17 protein-coding genes are annotated in these 18559 nt (G+C 75.8%); 5 read left to right on the top strand and 12 right to left on the bottom strand.

Going from position 1 to position 18559, the window contains the following annotated elements:
• Window positions 1–696: 696 nt before the first annotated feature.
• From BLT52_RS07565 to BLT52_RS07545, 5 genes are read right to left on the bottom strand one after another with little or no spacing between them, the layout of a single operon-like run.
• The gene (locus tag BLT52_RS07565; RefSeq protein ID WP_197679245.1) at window positions 697–1704 is read right to left on the bottom strand and encodes a hypothetical protein; all 1008 of its coding nucleotides are present in this window, start codon (window positions 1702–1704) and stop codon (window positions 697–699) included.
• The gene (locus BLT52_RS07560) at window positions 1701–2186 is read right to left on the bottom strand and encodes a hypothetical protein (protein ID WP_090592081.1); all 486 of its coding nucleotides are present in this window, start codon (window positions 2184–2186) and stop codon (window positions 1701–1703) included. Before BLT52_RS07560 ends, BLT52_RS07565 begins: the two co-directional genes overlap by 4 nt.
• Window positions 2183–3646 carry a phytoene desaturase family protein gene (locus BLT52_RS07555; RefSeq protein WP_090592080.1) on the bottom strand — a complete coding sequence of 488 codons (1464 nt, stop codon included), beginning with the start codon at window positions 3644–3646 and terminating at the stop codon, window positions 2183–2185. The genes BLT52_RS07560 and BLT52_RS07555 overlap by 4 nt, the downstream gene beginning before the upstream one ends.
• Window positions 3643–5391, bottom strand: a complete 1749-nt coding sequence (locus BLT52_RS07550; RefSeq protein WP_090592077.1) for an ABC transporter ATP-binding protein — start codon at window positions 5389–5391, stop codon at window positions 3643–3645. The genes BLT52_RS07555 and BLT52_RS07550 overlap by 4 nt, the downstream gene beginning before the upstream one ends.
• Window positions 5376–6461 carry a P-loop NTPase family protein gene (locus BLT52_RS07545; protein WP_157677028.1) on the bottom strand — a complete coding sequence of 362 codons (1086 nt, stop codon included), beginning with the start codon at window positions 6459–6461 and terminating at the stop codon, window positions 5376–5378. Before BLT52_RS07545 ends, BLT52_RS07550 begins: the two co-directional genes overlap by 16 nt.
• A 274-nt stretch (window positions 6462–6735) precedes the next feature.
• On the opposite strand from BLT52_RS07545, the gene BLT52_RS07540 reads away from it, so the two are divergent.
• Together BLT52_RS07540 and BLT52_RS07535 are read left to right on the top strand one after the other, a co-directional pair.
• Window positions 6736–7227, top strand: coding sequence for a DUF427 domain-containing protein (locus BLT52_RS07540; RefSeq protein ID WP_090592072.1), 492 nt, complete (start codon window positions 6736–6738; stop codon window positions 7225–7227).
• Between the two features lie 117 nt (window positions 7228–7344).
• Window positions 7345–8304, top strand: coding sequence for a type IV toxin-antitoxin system AbiEi family antitoxin domain-containing protein (locus BLT52_RS07535; RefSeq protein ID WP_090592069.1), 960 nt, complete (start codon window positions 7345–7347; stop codon window positions 8302–8304).
• Between the two features lie 44 nt (window positions 8305–8348).
• On the opposite strand, the gene BLT52_RS07530 is transcribed toward BLT52_RS07535, so the two are convergent.
• Both BLT52_RS07530 and BLT52_RS07525 read right to left on the bottom strand, forming a co-directional pair.
• Entirely contained in the window at window positions 8349–10274 is a 1926-nt protein-coding gene (locus BLT52_RS07530) for a DUF6297 family protein (RefSeq protein ID WP_090592067.1), read from the bottom strand.
• Complete coding sequence (locus tag BLT52_RS07525; protein WP_090592065.1) at window positions 10271–10915, bottom strand: ABC transporter ATP-binding protein; 645 nt, start codon at window positions 10913–10915, stop codon at window positions 10271–10273. The genes BLT52_RS07530 and BLT52_RS07525 overlap by 4 nt, the downstream gene beginning before the upstream one ends.
• A gap of 66 nt (window positions 10916–10981) precedes the next feature.
• Here BLT52_RS07525 and BLT52_RS07520 point away from each other — a divergent pair, with 66 nt between their 5' ends.
• Both BLT52_RS07520 and BLT52_RS07515 read left to right on the top strand, forming a co-directional pair.
• The gene (locus BLT52_RS07520; RefSeq protein WP_090592063.1) at window positions 10982–11710 is read left to right on the top strand and encodes a demethylmenaquinone methyltransferase; all 729 of its coding nucleotides are present in this window, start codon (window positions 10982–10984) and stop codon (window positions 11708–11710) included.
• On the top strand, window positions 11707–13464 hold the full coding sequence (locus BLT52_RS07515) for a TM0106 family RecB-like putative nuclease (RefSeq protein ID WP_090592061.1): 1758 nt from the start codon (window positions 11707–11709) through the stop codon (window positions 13462–13464). The genes BLT52_RS07520 and BLT52_RS07515 overlap by 4 nt, the downstream gene beginning before the upstream one ends.
• Before the next feature lie 131 nt (window positions 13465–13595).
• Here BLT52_RS07515 and BLT52_RS07510 read toward each other — a convergent pair whose 3' ends face one another.
• The 4 genes from BLT52_RS07510 to BLT52_RS07495 all read right to left on the bottom strand — a co-directional run bounded on the left by BLT52_RS07510 (window position 13596) and on the right by BLT52_RS07495 (window position 17420).
• Entirely contained in the window at window positions 13596–14072 is a 477-nt protein-coding gene (locus BLT52_RS07510) for a DUF4383 domain-containing protein (RefSeq protein ID WP_090592058.1), read from the bottom strand.
• A gap of 153 nt (window positions 14073–14225) precedes the next feature.
• A complete protein-coding gene (locus BLT52_RS07505; protein WP_090592056.1) occupies window positions 14226–14639 on the bottom strand; it encodes a PPOX class F420-dependent oxidoreductase in 414 nt (137 codons plus the stop codon).
• A gap of 139 nt (window positions 14640–14778) precedes the next feature.
• The gene (menD, locus tag BLT52_RS07500) at window positions 14779–16431 is read right to left on the bottom strand and encodes a 2-succinyl-5-enolpyruvyl-6-hydroxy-3-cyclohexene-1-carboxylic-acid synthase (RefSeq protein WP_331712561.1); all 1653 of its coding nucleotides are present in this window, start codon (window positions 16429–16431) and stop codon (window positions 14779–14781) included.
• Window positions 16428–17420 (bottom strand): o-succinylbenzoate synthase, encoded by a 993-nt coding sequence (locus BLT52_RS07495; protein WP_269457589.1) that lies wholly within the window; start codon window positions 17418–17420, stop codon window positions 16428–16430. Before BLT52_RS07495 ends, menD begins: the two co-directional genes overlap by 4 nt.
• A gap of 62 nt (window positions 17421–17482) precedes the next feature.
• Here BLT52_RS07495 and BLT52_RS07490 point away from each other — a divergent pair, with 62 nt between their 5' ends.
• A complete protein-coding gene (locus BLT52_RS07490; RefSeq protein ID WP_090592054.1) occupies window positions 17483–17803 on the top strand; it encodes a GNAT family N-acetyltransferase in 321 nt (106 codons plus the stop codon).
• Between the two features lie 8 nt (window positions 17804–17811).
• On the opposite strand, the gene BLT52_RS07485 is transcribed toward BLT52_RS07490, so the two are convergent.
• Window positions 17812–18537, bottom strand: coding sequence for a class I SAM-dependent methyltransferase (locus tag BLT52_RS07485; protein WP_090592051.1), 726 nt, complete (start codon window positions 18535–18537; stop codon window positions 17812–17814).
• Between the last annotated feature and the right edge of the window lie 22 nt (window positions 18538–18559).

Genomic DNA, 18559 nt, shown 5'->3' with positions numbered 1-18559 from the left:
ACTCTCCAGCTTCTCGGGGCCAGTCGCCCCTACCCGTCGCCTCGCGCCCAGGCGTGACGACACATAGAGGCCAGTCGCCACCACCACCCCCCGTCCCAGCTCGGTGGGAGGGCGACTCCCCACCACCTCGCGGGGCCAGTCGCCCCAACTCGTCGCCTCCCACCGACGCGCGACGACACATCGGGGCCAGTCGCCACCACTACCCCCCGTCCCAGCTCGGTGGGAGGCGGCGACTCCCCACGACCTCGCGAGGCCAGTCGCCTGCTCGGCGGCACGGCGACTCTCCAGCTTCTTGGGGCCAGTCGCCCCTACCCGTCGCCTCGCGCCCAGGCGTGACGACACATCCAGGCCAGTCGCCACCACCACCCCTGTCGACGACGGCGTGGGCTGGGACCAGGCCGGCCCCCGTCCCCAGCTCGGTGGCAGAGCGACTCGCCACCACCTCGTGGGACCAGTCGCCCCTACCCGTCGCCTCCTGCCGGGGCGTGACGACACATCGGGGCCAGTCGCCACCAGCGCGCTCCCGATGAGGGACGGGGCGAACGAGGCGACGGTGCTCCGGCCGTCCTGCTGGTGGCTAAGGGAAGGTCGACCCCTGGGTCCGCCGGCGCCGGGTCAGCCGTGGACGTCCACGGCCAGTACGACGTCTGGCCGCGAGTACCCGGCCGGACGTCGCACTGGAGGCGGCTACAGGGGTCAGTGGCGGCGGGGGCGGAGCCGGGGGCGGAGGGCGCGGGTGATCCGTCCTAGGGGCAGGGAGACGGCCAGGCCGGTGAGGGCGACGGCGGCGAGCCGACCGGCGCGGCCGGCCGCGGTGACCGGCGACGCGGGCGCGGGGGTGCCACTGGGCAGGCCGAAGAAGGGCAGGAAGGCCACCCCGCTGAGCTGGTGGCGGAAGGTGATGCCCATGACCGCCTTGATCCCCCAGTGCATCCCGAAGGCGGAGACGGACCACAGCCAGCCGACCCGCCGGTCGGCCAGGGCCAGCGGGGCCAGCAGCTCCATGGCCAGCGACCCGGCGGCGAGCAGCCGGAACAGGGCGGTGTGGCGGTGCAGCCGCACCCCCAGCTGGGCCGCGGGCTCACCGAGCAGCTGCTTGCGGAGGCCGTCGGCGGCGATCTGGCTGCGCAGAGACTCCCCGCTCGCCCAGCCCCAGCCCAGCGGGCCGGCGACCTTGGCCACCCCGCAGAGCAGGTAGACCGCCGCGGTGGTGGCCTGGGCGCCGCGGACCGGGACGGCGTAGCGCCAGCTGGGCCCTGCGACGTCGCGGCGGCCGAGGGACCAGCGCGGGTCGTCCGCGGCCGCCCCGCAGCCCAGCGCGATGGTCTGCCAGACCAGGGCGTTGTCGTTGTGGAAGACCATCGACCAGCTGTTGCGGTAGGACAGCGTCCAGGTGGCCAGCGCTGCGTGCAGCGGACCGACCCAGCGGTGGGCGACGCCGAGCGTGGCCAGCGTGTTCGAGGCGAGGGTGGCGTAGAGCAGCCCGTCGGCCAGCACCGGGGGCAGCGGACGACGGAGCACCCGGACCGGGCCCACGGGGGCGAACAGCGCGGGGTCGGTGCGGTGGATCCGGCGGAACATCCGCACCCGGCGGCTGAGGTACCAGCTGGTGTAGAGACCGGTGGCGACCCGCAGGCGGGCCGGCGCCGCGGCGGCCGTGGCCGGCAGGGCGGCGCGGTCCAGCGCCTGCAGCCAGGCCCTCACCGGGCACCCGCCCTGGTCGGGACGGGCGCGGTGGCGTGGGTGCGGCGGCGCAGCGGCGTGGTGTCGCCGGCGAAGAACCGGTCGTAGTCGCACACGCTGGTCACCACGGCCACCTCCGACAGGGCGCGCTCGGCGGCCGACGTCGAGGCGGCCACCGAGGCGGCGACCGCCTCGGCGAGGAGCTGCGCGCCGCCGTCGCGGACCCGCCGCCGGATCTGGCGGCGGACCTGGTTCAGCCCACCGGTCCCGGCGTGGCGGTGGTGCAGCACCGACTCGCGGCCCTCGGCGTCCCGGCCGACGAGGTGGACCACGGTGCCGGTGCTGGACCGGCGGGCGCTGAACATGGGGAAGTAGGACAGCGGGAAGCCGTCGCGACGCTCCGCGGCCGGCCGCGCGTTCTGGCGCAGCGGCAGCAGCACGACGGCGGTCAGGGCGGCCAGGGACAGGTAGGCGGTGGCGCGCGAACGGTCGGCTCGGGTCATCGGGGACTCCTCGGGTCGGGGGGACGGACGCCCGGACGCTCGGCGCCCAGGTGGTGCAGGGCCTCGGTGGCCGCGTGGTAGCCGCTCATCCCGTGCACGCCGCCCCCGGGAGGGGTGGAGGCCGAGCACAGGAACACCCCGGGCTGGGGGGTGCGGTGCGGGTGCAGCGAGGGTCGGGGGCGCAGCAGCAGCTGGGTGCCGGCCATCGAACCGCCGACCACGTCCCCGCCGACCAGGTTGGCGTTCTGGGCCTGGAGGTCCGCCGGCCCGTGCACCCGGCGGGCCAGCACCCGGGCCCCGGTGCCGGGGGCGAAGCGCTCCAGCTGGGCCTCGACCAGCTCCGCGGCGGCGGCCCGGCTGGCGTGCGGGACGTGGCAGTAGGCCCACACCACGTGCTGCCCGCCAGGCGCCCGGGAGGCGTCGACCACCGACGGCTGGCTGAGGATCACGAAGGGACGCCCGGCGACCGTGCCCTGGTGCGGTGCGGCCAGGGCGCGGCCCACCTCGTCGAGGTCGCCGCCGAGGTGGACGGTCGCGGCCCGGCCGACCTCGGGGTCGAGCCAGGGGACGGGCCCGTCCAGCAGCAGGTCGACCTTGTGCACCCCGACCCCGTGCCGGAAGCGGCGCACCTGGTGCCGCATCCGCTCCGCCGCCCCGGGCTCGAGCAGGTCCGCGGCCGCCCGCGGGGCGAGGTCCAGCAGCACCACGTCGGCGGGCGGCAGCGCGGCGAGGGCGGTGACGGGGTGCCCGACGTGGACCACGCCGCCGTGGGCGACCAGCTCGGCGACCAGGGCACGGGTGAGCGAGGACGCCCCGCCGGCGGGGACCGGCCAGCCGTCGGTGTGCGCGGCGGCGCCGAAGAGCAGCCCGAAGGCGGACGTCCCGGGCCGGCTCAGCGGGAGCACCGAGTGCGCGGCCGAGCCGGCGAAGAGGGCCCGGGCAGCCCGTCCCCGCCAGGCCAGCCGGGCCAGGGCCGCAGCGGGCAGGGCGCCCGGCGCACCGAGGACGCCGGCAGCGACCAGGTCGCGCGGGACAGCAAGACCTCCGAGTGCCGCGTCGACCACCCCCCGCCAGCGCCGGACCACCGGCTCGTGCAGCCGCAGCCAGGCGCCCTCGTCGCGTCCCAGGCCCTGCGCGGTGAGGGCGAGGGAGCGGTGCAGCAGCGCGGCCGGGGCGTCGTCGAGGGGGTGGGCCATGACCACCGGGGAGTGCAGCCAGCGCAGGCCGTGGCGCTCCAGGTCGAAGGAGCGCAGCACCGGGCTGGCGACCGCGAAGGGGTGCACCGCCGAGCCGAGGTCGACGCTGGTGCCCGGGCCGAGCAGCGGCCGGGAGCGGGCCGCCCCGCCGACGTCCTCGGCGGCCTCCCACACCGTCACCTCGAGACCGGCGCGGGCGAGCACGACGGCGGCGGCGAGCCCGTTGGGCCCGGAGCCGACGACGGAGGCGCGACGGCTGCTCATGCCCCGACCCCCACGACTGCGGCGGACCCGGAGGCCGGGCCGCGCTCGGCGAGCAGCCGCGCGGTGGGCCCGGAGCCGGCGAGGAGCTCGTCGGGGCGTCCGGTCTCGACCAGCCGGCCGTCGGCCAGGTGCCAGACCCGGTCGGCGGCCTCGACCACGGAACGCCGGTGGGTGACGACCAGCGCCACCCCGCGGTGGTCGCGGAGGACCCGCTCCAGCACGGTGACCGCCCGGGCGTCCAGGTGGGCCTCGGCCTCGTCCAGGATCAGCACCGGCGGACGTCCGAGCGCGGCCCGGGCGATGGTGACCCGGGCCCGCTGCCCCGCCGACAGGCGTGACCCGCCCTCCCCGACGTCGCTGTCCCAGCCGTCGGGGAGCTCCTCGGCCAGCTCGTCGAGGTCGCAGAGCCGGGTGATCCGGGCCAGCTCCTCGGCGTCCACCCGGGGCCGGCGGTAGCAGACGTTGCGCCGCAGGCTGCCCCGCAGCAGCGGCAGGTCCGGGCCGGCGAGCCCGACGGCCTGGCGGACCGAGCGCAGCGAGCGGTCGCGGAGGTCCTGGCCGTCGACGACGACGCGTCCCCGGTCGGGGTCGATCAGCCGGCTCACCACCGACATCAGGGTGCTCTTGCCGGCACCGTTGGGACCCACCACGGCGACCACCTCGCCGGGCCCGACGGTGGCGTCGACCTGCTGCAGGGCCCCCTCGACCGTCACCCCCTCGAGCCTGACCTCACCGCGCTCGACCCGCAGCGGCGGCAGGCCGTCGGGGTCGGGCAGCGTCGGGGTGGTCAGGAACCGCCTCGCCGCGTGGCGCGCGACCGAGGCGCGGGAGGCGTACTCGCTGACCCGTCCCAGGTCGCGCAGGTAGCCACCGAGGAGCCCGGTGACGCTGAGGGCGGCCACCACCGTCCCCGCGCTGGCCCGGCCGGACTGCACCTCGAGGGCGCCGACCAGCAGCACGACCGCCCCGGCGGCGGTGGCCGCCGCCTCGGCGATCGCCCGCATCGACCCGGACGCGCGGGCCTGCTGCACCATGGCGTCGGCCACCCGCTCGCTGCGGCGGTGCACGCGGCGGCCCTCGCGGCGCTCCTGCCCGGAGGCCTGGACCACCTGCAGCTGCTGGAGCCGCTCGGTGACCTCACCGGTGAGCCGGGCGCGGACCCGTCGGGACCGCCGGCTGGTGCGCTGCAGCCACGGCCCCAGCACCAGCGTGACGCCCGCGCCGAGCAGCAGCACGCCGCCGACCCCGGTGGCCAGCGGCCAGCTGACCACCGCGAGCCCGGTCAGGATCACCGCGACCGCCACGACCGCCACCACCAGCCGGGCCAGCCCGCGGGCGACCCAGAGCCGCAGGGCACCCAGGTCACCGACGAACTTCAGCAGCAGGTTGCCCCGGTGGCGCCGCCCGAGCTCGCGGGCCGGGACCTGGGTGAGGTGCTCGAAGAGGGTGGCTCGGACGTCCTGGACGTAGTGCTGGCCGAGCTGCTCACCCACCACGCGCTCCTGGCCGCGGAGCCAGGCGCCGGCGGTGATGGTCATGGCCAGGGCCACCACCAGCAGCACCAGGGTGCGGGTCGACGGCGGCGGCAGGGTGGGGTCGGCGATGAGGGCGTCGAAACCGCGCTGGACGAGCAGGGCGATCCCCAGCGCGCAGCCGGCCTGACCGACCCCGACGCCGACCAGCCCGGTGAAGAGGGCGTGGCGGCCGCGGGCGACGGGCTTGGGCAGGCTCACCGGCTGGGGCACGGGAACGACCCCTCGCGCCCGCCGGCGACCTGCTGCTGCAGGGCCAGCGCCTGCACGGGGTCGCCCAGGTCGGCCAGGGAGAGCACCGGGTGGTCGACCAGACCCCGCGCCTCCTCCGCGGCCAGCGGTGAGGCCGACAGCAGACCGGTGACGCCGAGCACGGGGAGCTGGCGCCCGGCCAGCCAGGTGGCTCCGGTGACCGCACCCGCGGCGTCCCCGGCGGCGTAGAGGACGGCGTCGACGGCGGTGGCGAAGTCGGGGCTGGAGACCAGCGCGGAGGTCTCGGCGTGGTAGATGCCGTCGGCCACCTCGATCACCAGCACGTCGCAGCCGGCGGTGGACAGCTGGTACAGCAGGGTGCGGAAGACGCGCAGCACCTCGTCGGGACCCATCCGGTAGGTCGAGGGCACCCCCGCGGAGGTGAAGTCCAGCACCACCGCCGCCCCGGCGTCCTGCATCAGCCAGACGTCCCCGCCGGCCCCGGTGCCGGTGACCTTGGCCGCCCCGACCCGCAGCCCCGCGCGGCGGAGCCCGCCGATCAGGTGGGCGGCGCTGGTCGTCTTGCCGGAGTTCATCGACGACCCGACCACCGCGATGGTGGGCGGCAGGCCGGCCACCGCCCCGGCCGGCGCGGCGCTCTGCGACAGGTTGATCCGCTCCCCGGCCCCGTCCAGCAGGATCCCCAGGGGCAGCAGCGAGGTGGGCGGGGCCATCGCGGAGTGGGCGGCCTGGACCTGCCCGGCCAGCCCGCCGGCGGCCACCAGGTGGCAGGCCGAGAGGTCCTCGGGCACGACGGCGTGGAACTGGTCGGGGGCGTAGCGGGCGCCGTAGCAGACCACCACCTCGTCCCCGGGGAAGAGCGTGGCCCGGCGGCCGTGACGGTCCTCCAGCCGCTTGTGCTGGCCGATCCGGTCGACCTGGGCCAGGACCAGGTCCCCCGCGGCCGGGGTGGCCTCCAGCAGCAGCCCGCGGGACCGCAGGGTGTCGACGTGACGGGTGGTGTAGGCGTGCTTGGCGTGGTGCAACCGCTCGCTGGTCAGCGGGGAGCGGGTGAGAGAAGGAGCAGTCATCGCGGCCTCCGTGGGTCTGGTCGAGCGGGACACCCCAGACGCTAGGAAGGCCCGATGAAGGAGACATGAAAGCGGCATGAGGGCTCCGTCATGCGGTGCCGCCCGCAGCGTCACCCCTGGTCAGCGGCGGGTTCGGCGGCGCTGTGGCATCGCGAGCTCACCTCCGCTGCCCTGCTGGACGGACGCCCGGCGCGCCCGGGTCCTCCGGGCGGGTCGGTGGCAGGCTGCCCGCGGAGGTCGGCGTCCCCTTGGGCCTGCCGGGGATGCTGGGCGCATGGCACAGCGACGCGAGGTCCCCGGTCCGGGTCAGGAGTCGGTCTGGGACTACCCCCGACCACCGCGGGTGGCGCCGAGCGAGGAGCGGGTGGTGGTCCGGCTCGGTGACGCCGTCGTGGCCGACACGACCGCGGCTTTGAGGGTGCTGGAGACCAGCCACCCGCCCACCTACTACCTGCCGCGCGCGGCCTTCGTGGCCGACGCGCTGGCGCCGGCGGCCGGGTCGTCGGTGTGCGAGTTCAAGGGGCGGGCGGCCTACCTGGACGTCCGCGGAGGTGGACGCACCACGGCCCGGGCCGGCTGGATCTACCCCACGCCCTGGGCGGGTTACGAGGTCCTCGCCGACCACGTCGCCCTCTACCCCGGCCCCTTCGAGATCGACGTGGCCGGCGAGCGGGTCCGGGCCCAGGAGGGTGACTTCTACGGCGGCTGGATCACCTCCCGCGTCACCGGCCCCTTCAAGGGAGCCCCCGGCACCCGCGGCTGGTGACGGCAGCACCGGTGGTCGAACCTGCTGCGTAGTCGCAGCAGGTGTGCACAACCTGACGTCGTCCACAGGACACTGAGGATCGCAGCAGGACCGGCGGATGGTCACCACGGTGGGGGCGTGCACCGTCGAGTCGAGCCGTCACCGCCCCTGCTCCAGCTGGCCGCGCTGCAGGACGGCGTCCTCAGCCTCGAGCAGGCGCTCGGTCACGGCCTGGGACGCAACAGCGTGCAGCGGTTGGTCGGCGAGGGACGGTGGCACCGCCTCGCGCCGGGGGTGCTGATGACCACCGCACCGCCCGCCGGCTTCGCCACCCTCTGCTGGGCGGGGGTGCTGCTGAGCGGGGACGGTGCCCGCATCGGGGGTGCCGCAGCTGCTCACCTGCACGGGCTGCTGGACCAGCCCCCGGAGCAGGTCGACGTGTGGAGCCAGCAGCAGGTGCGGATCGCGCGGACGGTCTGGCGCTTCCGCCGCGATCAGCCCGGCACCCACGGCCGTCGGGCCACCGCTGCACCGCCGCGCCTGTCCATCGAGGACACCGTCATCGACCACGCGAACGGGCTGAGCCGTGACGACGTCCCGGCCGTGGTGCTCGCTGCGGTGCAGACCCGCCGGACCACCCCGGAGCGGTTGCGGCGGGAGGTGCAGCGCCGACCCAGGCTGCGTCACCGGCGCCTGCTGCTCGACCTCCTCTCCGAAGCGGCTGAGGGCGTGCACTCCCCGCTGGAACGGGTCTACCTCCACGAGGTGGAACGGGCGCACGGCCTGCCACGGGGGCGGCGGCAGCTCCGTGGCGCAGGTGGTCGGCACCGCGATGTGGGGTACCCGGAGCACGGCCTCGTGGTGGAGCTGGACGGGCGGTTCCACGAGGGCGCCGGGCGCTGGCGCGACATGGAGCGGGACAACGTCGCCACGCTCAGCGGCGAGCGCACCCTGCGCTACGGCTGGTTCGACCTGACGACCCGGCCCTGCGCGGCTGCACGGCAGGTGGGGCACATGCTTCAGCTGGGCGGTTGGACGGGCCTGGTGACACCGTGCCGACGCTGTCGGCGTGTGCCCTTGTGCACTTCCGCTGCCTAGTCGCAGCGAGATCGCACACCAGAGCTGGCCGTCACGGCCCTCGGTCAGCGGCGGGCGGCCTTGGCCTTGGCCAGCTCGCGCTTCTGCTGCTCGGAGGTGGCGCGCATCTCCTCGGCGTTGAAGCCGCCGAGCAGCACGAAGGAGACGATGGCCAGCAGCACCAGCGACCACACCGGGGAGGCCCCGAGCAGGACCGGGGCGGTGATCAGCAGCACCATGTCGAACCCGCGGATCGGTGCGGTGATCAGCCCGGGCGGGAAGGCGCCGGCGGGGGTGGAGGCCATCGGGGCGCTCCAGTTGACCGGCTTGGCCGTGGTCCAGCGGACGGCGCCCATCAGACCGGCGGCCGCGGTGACCAGCGAGACCAGCAGGGCCTCACCGACCGGGCGGACCGTGGCCCCGTCGCCGAACCCGACGAAGGCCGCGGCCGAGGCCAGGCCCCACACCAGGGCCACGGCGGCGGGGACGGCGACCGTGGCCAGCCGGATCTGGCCGGTGCTGAAGGGCAGGGTCCGGGCCAGCCCGCCGTTGCGCGTCAGCACCCGGAGCCCACCGGTCAGCGGCACCAGGGTGACGAACACCGCCACCCCACCGAGCACCGGCGCCACCGTGGCCAGACCCAGCGCGTCGACGGCGTAGGGGACGATCACCGTGGCCAGCACCGCGGGGACCGCGGTCGGGGTGCGCAGGGTCCGCTGGAGCTCGCGGACGACGAGGGCCCCGATCCCGGTACCGCTGCCCCGCATCGCGCGGACGTGGCCGCGCTCGGTGGCCCGCCGCTCCACCACGATGTCGTGGATCAGCCCCAGGTCGAGGGCGTAGAACGCGCCGGACAACCCCTTGGCCAGGGACCCGCCGCTCATCAGCCGCAGCCGCTGGATGCGGTCCAGGCGCCGGTTGGCCAGCACCAGCGAGACCAGGAGCAGCAGCAGCGCGGCCCCCGCGACGGCGGCGGCGATCTCCAGCCGGGCCGCCCCGGGGAGGTCGACGCTGGTCCACCCGGCGGCCAGCGCCACCACGAGCCCCAGCACCGCCAGCCCGACCAGCGAGAACAGCCGGGCCCCCCAGCGGGTCGGTGCGCCCCGGTCCAGCCCCTGCTGGGACGCCGCCCAGGCCACCATCGCCGCCGTCACCAGACCCGAGGCGAGCGTCCAGGCGATCACCTCCCGCGCGCCGGTGCCGGACAGCAGGGTGACCAGCACCCCGAGCAGCAGCCCCACGGCGAAGGCGATCAGCACCGCGGTCACCAACCGGGGACGGAGCATCCGCGCCCGCGGCACGGGGCTCGACATCAGCCACGACCCCTCCGCGGAGGATGCCAGCACCGGTCCGAACAGCCGCGCCATGGACAGCGCCAGCGCCGCCCCCAGCGCCACCGTGGCCCAGGGCAGGAACAGCCGGGCGGAGGTGCAGGCCACGGTGCTGCAGTTGGACACGGTCGTCTGGGCCTGCAGCACCACGTTCACCGTCATCGCGCCCACCAGCAGGATCGCGAAGACCATCACGTAGGCGTCGGAGAGCATCTCGCCGAGCTTCCGGGTGGCGCGACCCTTGCGCCAGTCCTTCATCAGCCGCAGCAGCTCGCGCTCGTCCACCGGCTCGCAGTCCTCGGCCCGCACGGTGGTCACCGGGACCGGCTCGGTCGGCTCGGGAATCCCCCGCCCGTCGAGGACCAGCGGACGCTCGGTCAGCGCCTCGTCCCCGGTGGGTGCGGGTGGCGCCGCGGCGGTCCCGGTGCTCCTGCGCTTCTTCTTCCGGCCGGTGCCCTTGGGGGTGACCGCGGCGGGGATGGGACGGTCGCCGCCGCCCGGCCCTGGCGCGGCGCCGCCCGTCGAGGCGGTACCGGCCGTCTCCAGCGGCACCGCGGCGACCGCGTCCGGCTCCGGGTCCACGCGGTCGCGGGTGCCGTCGCCGTCAGCGCCCCCGTCGAGGGGGTGCTGCTGGCGGTCCTGCTCCTCAGGCGTGCTCATCCGCGCGGTGCCCCCAGCTCGACGACCCGGGTGGCGACGGTCTCCACCAGGCTCGGCTCGTGGCTGGCGAAGACGATCGCCAGGCCCTGCTGGCGCTCGGCGCGGAGCCGGTTGGCCAACCAGATGACGCCCTCGACGTCGAGCCGCGCCTCGGGCTCGTCCAGCACCAGCAGCTGGCGCGGCCGGACGAAGGCGGTGGCCAGACCGAGCCGGCGGCGCTGCCCGGAGGAGAGCGTCCCGGGGAGCTGCCCGGACTGCGGCACCAGCTGCACCTGCTCCAGCACGTCGTCGACCAGGGCGTCGGCGTCGGGGACCCCGTGGGCCCGGGCCAGCAGGTCCAGGTGCTCGACCACCGACAGGTCGGGGAAGAAGTCGAGGTCGTCGATCACGGTGGCCACGTCGCGGCGGGTCCGGGGCGAGGTCTCGATCACGGGGAAGCCGCACACCTCGATCGTGCCCTCGTCGGCCTTGTCCGCCCCGACCAGGCAGCGCAGCACGGTGGACTTGCCCGAGCCGTTGCGCCCGGTGAGCGCCACCGCCTCACCGGCGCGCACCTCCAGGCTGAAGTCGTCGACGATGGTGACCGGTCCGTAGGCGCGCCGGAGTCCGGACACCTTCAGCACGGTGCTCTTCTTGGCCATGGGTCGATCCTGCCTTCCGTCCGCGCTCTGGCGAACCTGTCGGAGCCACGTGGCAGAATCCCACAGGTGTCGAAATCGTCCACCCGAGCCACGCTCGCCAAGCGGCGTGCCGACGTCTCCGCGATGTTCGACCACGTCGCCGAGCGCTACGACACCACCAACGACATCCTCTCCCTCGGGCAGGACCGCCGCTGGCGCCGTCTGGTGGTCCAGAGCGTCGACCCGCGGCCCGGTCAGGTGGTCCTCGACCTCGCTGCCGGCACCGGCACGTCCAGCCGTCCCTTCGCCGACGCCGGCGCGCTGGTGGTGCCCACCGACCTCTCCCTGGGCATGCTCGGGGTCGGCAAGAGCCGCCAGCCCGACCTGCCGTTCGTGGCCGGGGACGCCCTCTCGCTGCCCTTCGCCGACGGGGTCTTCGACGCGGTGACGATCTCCTTCGGGCTGCGCAACGTCGAGGACACCCTCGGCGCGCTGGCCGAGCTGCGGCGGGTGACGCGTCCCGGCGGCCGGCTGGTGGCCTGCGAGTTCAGCGCCCCGACGTCCCCGCTGCTGCGCGGCGCGTACCGCAACTACCTGCTCGCCGCGCTCCCCCGGGTGGCCCGGGCGGTCTCCTCCAACCCGACGGCCTACGAGTACCTGGCCGAGTCGATCCTGGCCTGGCCGCCGCAGCGGCAGCTGGCCGCGATGATGAGCGCCTCCGGGTGGTCCGAGGTCGGCTGGCGCAACCTGTCCGGCGGCATCGTCGCGCTGCACCGGGCCACCGCGGGCGCCGTCGCCCGACGCGCGGCGGCATGACGGACGCTGCCCCCAGCGGTGGTCCCCGGCGGGGCGTCGAGGGTCTGGTGCTCGGCCCCTGGGCGGCGCAGAGCTGCCCGGTCAAGACCCAGAACGCCCACGACCCCCGGATCGTCGGCGAGCAGCCCCGGCCGGTGCCGGACGAGGCGCTGCGCGAGCTGTTCGCCGGCACGGAGGAGTGGCGCACCCAGGTGAGCGACGCGCTGGCCGGGCTCGAGGGCGCGGTCGACCTGCGCGGGGACGACGGCCCGCCCGGCCGGCGTGCCGCCCGGACGCTGGAGGCGCTGCGGGCCGGGGTGCCGGTGCTGCTCGGGGCCGAGCTCCCCCGCGACCTGCGGGGCCACCGGTACGGACGCTGCGACGTGCTGGTCCGCGGGGCCGACGCCGCACCCGGCCGTCCCGGCTACGCCCCCGTCCAGGTCAAGGGCCACAAGGTCCGCGAACCCCGTGCGGTGCCCCCCGAGGCCACCCTGCTGCGGGTCTCCGGGCTCGACGCGCCGGCGTGGGAGGCCGGGGAGGAGCTGCCCGGCTGGAGCTTCCGCAACGCCCGCCGCGAGAGCGACGTGCTCCAGCTCGCCCACTTCTGGCGGATGCTGCAGGCCTGCGGGCACGCCGCCGACGGGGAGCCGGTGGGCGGTGTGGTGGGCACCGACGACCCGACCGCGGTCACCTGGATCCGTCTCCACGAGCCCCGGTTCCGCACCTTCTCCCGGCGCGCCGAGGGCGGCTGGCGGCTCCGCTCCGGGCTGGAGCGCTACGACCACGAGCACCAGTTCCGGGTGTCGGTGGCCAGCCGGGCCGAGCGGCTGGGCGAGCCCGGGGTGGAGCCGATGGTCCAGCCCATCCGGGTCAGCGAGTGCGACCGCTGCCAGTGGTGGGAGCACTGCCGTCCCCAGCTGGACGCCGAGGACATCAGCCTGCGGATCGCCAAGGCGCCGCTGGACGTCCGCGAGATCAGCGTGCTGCGCTCCCTCGGTGTCTCCACCACCCGGGCCCTGGCCGGCGCCGACCTCGAGGAGCTCCTCCCCCGCTACCTGCCCGAGGTGGCGCACCGGGCGCAGGCGGAGCGACGGCTGCGGGTGACGGCGCGGCGGGCCCAGCTGATCAGCGACGGCGTCCTGCTGGAGCGGCTGGAGTCCGGGCCGGTGGACGTCCCGGCCGCCGAGGTCGAGGTCGACCTGGACATCGAGACCTCGGCCGAGGACCGGGTCTACCTGTGGGGGTTCCTGGTCGGCGACACGGTGACGGGCTCCAGCACGTTCGAGTCCTTCGTGGCCTGGGACGACCTCGACGCCGCCGGTGAGCTGGAGCTCGCGGGGCGCGCGCTGTCGTGGCTGCGGGAGCTGGCCGAGGGGCCGCGGACGACCCTGGTGTTCCACTACAGCGACTACGAGACGGTCCGGATCGGCCAGCTGGCGGAGCGGGCGGCCTCCGAGGGCCACCCGGCCGCCGAGGTGCTGGCCTGGGCCCGCGACGAGGGGGCCCGGCAGTTCGTCGACCTCTTCGCGACCGTCCGCGACCACCTGTTCGGGGTGCACGGGCTGGGGCTGAAGGTGGTGGCCAGCACCGGCGCCGGGTTCGCCTGGCGCGACGTGGACCCGGGCGGTCTCAACTCCCAGCGCTGGTTCGCCGAGGCCGTGCACGGCTCCAGCGCCGAAATGCGCGAGACGGCACGGACCCGGGTGCTGGAGTACAACGAGGACGACGTCCAGGCCACCGCCGCGGTGCGCCGGTGGCTCCGGTCGATGGCCTGAGCGTTCCGGGACGCCGACTCGGCGGGGCTCGCTTGTGCGCGCGTCCGCGGCCGGATGCAGCAGCTCCCCGGTCCAGGACTGCGAGGACCGGGGAGCTGCGGACGAGGTGGACGCCGGGGGCGCCGACCGGCTCAGACGGTGGCGTCCGCGGTGCGCCGGCGGCTCAGGACCAGACCCAGGGCCACCATGCCGATGGCCAGCACCAGGTGCAGGACGTTGTCGGCGTTGTTCACCGGGACGAAGTTGGCCGCGGAGTCGTGCGGCACGACGAGCCCGTAGATGAACAGGACGAAGTAGATGATCCCGCCGAAGACCAGGTAGCTGCGTGCGGCGCCGACCGAGCGGGCCAGCACCAGACCGGCGACACCGAACAGCAGGTGGACGATGTTGTGCAGCACCGACACCTGGAACAGACCGAGCAGCAGCGCCTCGGAGTGGTGCGAGGCGAAGGACATGGTGTCGTAGTTCGTGGTGATGCCCGGGACGAAGCCCAGGACGCCGACCAGGAGGAACACCACGCCGACGGCCATGGCGGCCTTCTGGACGGCCGTGCGGCCGGTGCGGTCGGTGTGGTCGGCGGGTCGGGGCGAGGATGCAGCGGTGGACATGGGAAGCCTCCAGTACTCGGGAAGAGTGGTTCTGCTGCTCTACCCCCCGTCGGGCGGCCGACACCGGGGCGTCACGTGGGCGAAGCCGCTCCCCGCTCGAGCCCGTCGACGCTCCCCGGTCGCCCGGGCCACCGCTCGTCGCGACCCGCTGTCTCAGCCCATCGAGTTGATGCGCTCCGGGGTGATGGTCAGCAGCAGCCGCTGCTGGTCCCGGCCCCCGAACCACGGGTAGGGCCCGCCCAGGTAGCGCTGGGCCAGCAGCTCGATGTGCTCGGCCGCACCGTCGGTGGTGGCGGCGCTGACCCGTCCCCGGATCTCGGAGTAGCGCGACGGCCGGGCCGGGTCCGACACCGCCACGGTGACGCGGGGGTCGCGGGCGACGTTCCTCGCCTTCTGGTGCCCCACGACGGTGTTGACCAGGACGTCCTGGCCGTCGGTGTCCACCCAGACCTGGGTGAGCTGGGGCGAGCCGTCCGGCATCAGGGTGCTGAGGTAGCAGGTCGCCCCCGAACGCAGCAGGGTGGTGAGCTCGTCGGTCAGCGGCGTGGGGGTGGGTGCGGAGGCCATGCGCCCCATGCTCCTCCCCTCGACCAACGCTGCGCGCCACCGCCGGGCGGGCCGTGAGGAGACCATGAGTGCGCCGGGCGACTGGGGTCGGGCGCACCACGTCCACCGGGAGGAGGCGGGGCCGGGAGGGGTGTCTGGTTCAGGGGGCGAGGGCGCGGATGCGGGCGTCCAGGTCGCGACGGCCCGAGCGGTCCAGGGCGACCTCGACGACCTCCAGGCCGGTGATGCGCCGGCTGAGCAGGTCGGTGAGCTCGTCCTGGTCCCGGACCGGCCGGTGCTTCACCCCGTGGGCCGCGGCCAGCGCTCTCAGGTCGACCCGGTGCGGCGTCCCGAAAAGGCGTTCGAAGGGGGCGGCCAGCTCCGGGCGTCCCTGCTCGAGGGTGGCGAAGATGGCCCCGCCGCGGTCGTTGGCCACCACGACGCGGACGTCCGCGCGGGGCTCGTCGGGTCCGATCAGCAGCCCGTTGGCGTCGTGCAGGAAGGTCAGGTCGCCGACCAGCGCCGTCACCCCCCGGCCGGTCCCGAGCGACAGCCCGACCGCGGTGGAGACGGTGCCGTCGATGCCGGCCAGCCCCCGGTTCGCGTGCACCTGCGGGGCGCTCGCCCCCCACACCGGCGCCAGGTCGGCGTCGCGGACCGACTGCGAGGACCCGAGCAGCCAGATGTCGGCAGCACCCAGGCTCCCGGCCACCGCCGCGGCCAGCGCCGGCCCGTTCGGCCACGGCTCGGCGGCCAGCAGGTCGGCCAGCCGGGCACCCAGCTCACGGTCCGCGGTGCGCCACCGGTCCAGCCAGGACCCGTCGCCGGCGGGGATGCTGACCGCCTGGGCGACGGAGGAGGCCCGGTGGCCCGGGTCCACCCAGCGGCTGCCGTCGCTCAGCACCACCAGCTCGACGTCGCGGCGGGACAGCAGCCGGGTGACGGGGCGGGACAGCGTCGGGTGCCCGACGCACACCACCCGGGTGATCCCCCGGCCCAGGGGCCCGTCCAGCAGCAGCCGGTAGCCGGCCACGGCCGACGGTCCCGAGCGCGCGTTGCCGGAGGGCTCGCTGAGCAGCGGCACCCCGGCCTCCTCGGCCAGCCGGCGGGCGGCGGCCCCGGCCGCCGGGGTGGCGTCGCCGACCAGCACCACGGTGCCGTCGTCGGCGGGCAGGGTGATGCTGGCGGGGGCCGCCGACGTGGTCCGCAGCGGGTGACCGGCGGGCAGGGCGTCGAGCGGGGCCGTCGGGGTCAGCGGGTCGTCGAGCTCGAGGTTGAGGTGGACCGGTCCGGGGGTGCGGCTCAGGTCGCCGCGGGCGGCGAGCACCAGCCGCCGCGCCACCGCGGGCAGCGCGTCCAGGGACCGCTCGTCGGCGGCCAGCCGGGCGGCCACCCGCACCGACTCGGCGAAGAGCCCGACCTGGCGGGTGGTCTGGTTGGCGCCCGTGTCCAGCATGGCGGCGGGCCGGTCGGCGCTGACCACCACCAGCGGCACCTGCGCGTGGTCGGCCTCCAGCACCGCCGGGTGCAGGTTGGCCACGGCCGTGCCGGAGGTGGTCACCAGGACCACCGGGGCGCCGCTGCCGCGGGCCATCCCCAGCGCGGTGAAGCCGGCGCTGCGCTCGTCGACCCGGACGTGCAGCCGCAGCAGCCCGGCCCGGTCGGCGGCCTCGACCGCGTAGGCCAGCGGGGCGTTCCGCGAGCCCGGGGAGAGCACGACCTCCCGCACCCCCAGGGCGGCCAGCTCGGCCACCAGCACCATCGCCGCCCGCACGCTCACCGGCTGCTCGGACCCCGGCTCCACGGCGCTCACCGGCGGGACCCGGCGGCGTCGAGCTCCCGGGTGGCCCGGAGCCGGTCCAGCCAGCGCTCCCGGGTCGCCTCGTCGGCCCGGACCGCAGCCAGCCGCTCCGCGCTGGGCCGGACGTCCCGCAGCACGATCTCGCCGTCGACGGCGCGCAGCGGGTGGTCGACCACGTCGTCGGTGAGCAGCGGGACGGTGTTCAGCCCGCAGGCGAAGGGCAGCTCGGGCAGCGCTGCGGCCAGGGCCAGCCCCGCCGCGATGCCGACCGAGGTCTCCAGGGCGCTGGAGACCACCACCGGCAGCCCGAGCCGCTCGGCCAGCTCCAGGCAGGCGGCCACCCCGCCGAGGGGCTGCACCTTGAGCACCACCACGTCGGCCGCCTCCAGGGCGACCACCCGCTCGGGGTCCCCGCTGCGCCGGATCGACTCGTCGGCCGCCACCGGGACGTCCCAGCCGCGGCGGGCCAGACGACGGCGCAGCTCGGCCAGCTCCTCGGTGCGGGCGCAGGGCTGCTCGACGTACTCCAGCCCGTACCGCCGCAGCAGACCGATCGCCCGCTCGGCCCCGTCCACGTCCCAGGCCCCGTTGGCGTCGACCCGGACCGCCCCGTCGGGTCCCAGGGCGTCGCGGACGGCCCCGACCCGGGCGACGTCCTCGGCCAGGGTCTGCCCGGGCTCGGCCACCTTGACCTTGGCGGTGCGGCAGCCGGAGCCGGCGACCAGGGCGGAGGCGGGCTCGGGGTCCAGCGCGGGGACGGTGCAGTTCACCGGCACCCGGTCCCGCACCGGCGCCGGGAACCCCGTGCCAGCGGCCTCCCGGCAGGCCCGCCACCAGGGGACGAGCTCGGCCCCGGAGTAGTCGAGGAAGGGGCTCCACTCGCCCCAGCCCGCCGGGCCCCGCACCAGCAGGCCCTGGCGCCGTTCGATGCCGCGGAATCGGGTGCGCATCGCGACGTCGTAGACCTCCACGTCGGCGTCGTCGAGGGGTGGGAGGCTCACCCGGTCAGCCTATCCGTGGTCGACCGGTGCCCTCCGCGCCCTGCTCTGCCAGAATCGCGGCCATGGACCTGGTTCTCACCGACGTCGCCACCGCCTCCCGCTTCGAGGCCCGCGCCGGCGAGGAGCTCGCCGGCTACCTGGAGTACCAGCTGGCCGACGGCCTGATGGTGGTCATGCACACGGAGGTGCTGCCCGCCTCCGAGGGGCAGGGGGTGGGCGGCGCGCTGGCTCGCCACGCCCTGGACGACATCCGCCGCCGCGACGTCAAGGTGCTGGTGGTGTGCCCCTTCGTGCGCGGCTGGATCGAGCGCCACCCCGACTACGCCGACCTGCTCTACGGCTCCGCGCCGAGGACCGGGAACGCGGCCACGCCGGAGGAGTGACCGGGCCGTCAGGGACGTCGGAAGACGTACCTGGCGAAGATCCCGTCCGCGGAGTGGAGCGCCTGCTCGACCCGGAACCCGGCGCGCTCGGCCAGTCCCTCCAGCACCCAGGTGTAGGTGGAGTGCTCCTCGCGCACGTGCTCCTCGAGGTCGCCCCGGCTCCAGCCCGGGCCACCCTCGGGTCCCCCGGTGGCGCACCACGCCTCGAGCCGGGCCTCCGCCTCGGCCGGCTCGAAGTGGTAGACGACGTCCCAGAGCCTCAGCACGCCACCGGGGCGCAGGACGGCGTGCAGCCGGGCGAGGGCCACCCCCTTCCAGAAGTCGGGGACGTGGTGGAGCGCGTACCGGGAGTAGACGACGTCGGCGGGCGGACCCTGGTGCTCGTAGTCCAGGAAGCCGGCCGCCACCACCTCGACGTTCCGCGCCCCGACCCGGTCCAGCTTGTCCCGCAGCCGCGCACGCATCACCGGCGAGACGTCGACGGCCACCACGCGCGCGCAGTGGGGGGCGACCGCCAGCGCGAGCTGACCGGTGCCGGTGCCCACGTCGACCACGACCGACTGCCGATCCAGGCCCAGCCGTCCCAGCAGCGCGACCTCGGCCTCGGCGTCGGCGTCCTCGATCGCGTCGTAGCGGGCGACGTGGACGGGGTCGAGGTTCTCCCGGCCGGCCGAGGACACCTGGTCCAGGCGCCAGCCCGGTCCAGCGGCAGCAGGCCTCTCAGCAGCGGACATGACTCATCCTGACACCCCCGGC

The sequence above is a fragment of the Auraticoccus monumenti genome, assembly GCF_900101785.1.
GTDB lineage: Bacteria > Actinomycetota > Actinomycetes > Propionibacteriales > Propionibacteriaceae > Auraticoccus > Auraticoccus monumenti.
The sequence above is the reverse complement of the archived record's forward strand: the minus strand, read 5'-3'. Positions and strand labels throughout refer to the sequence as shown.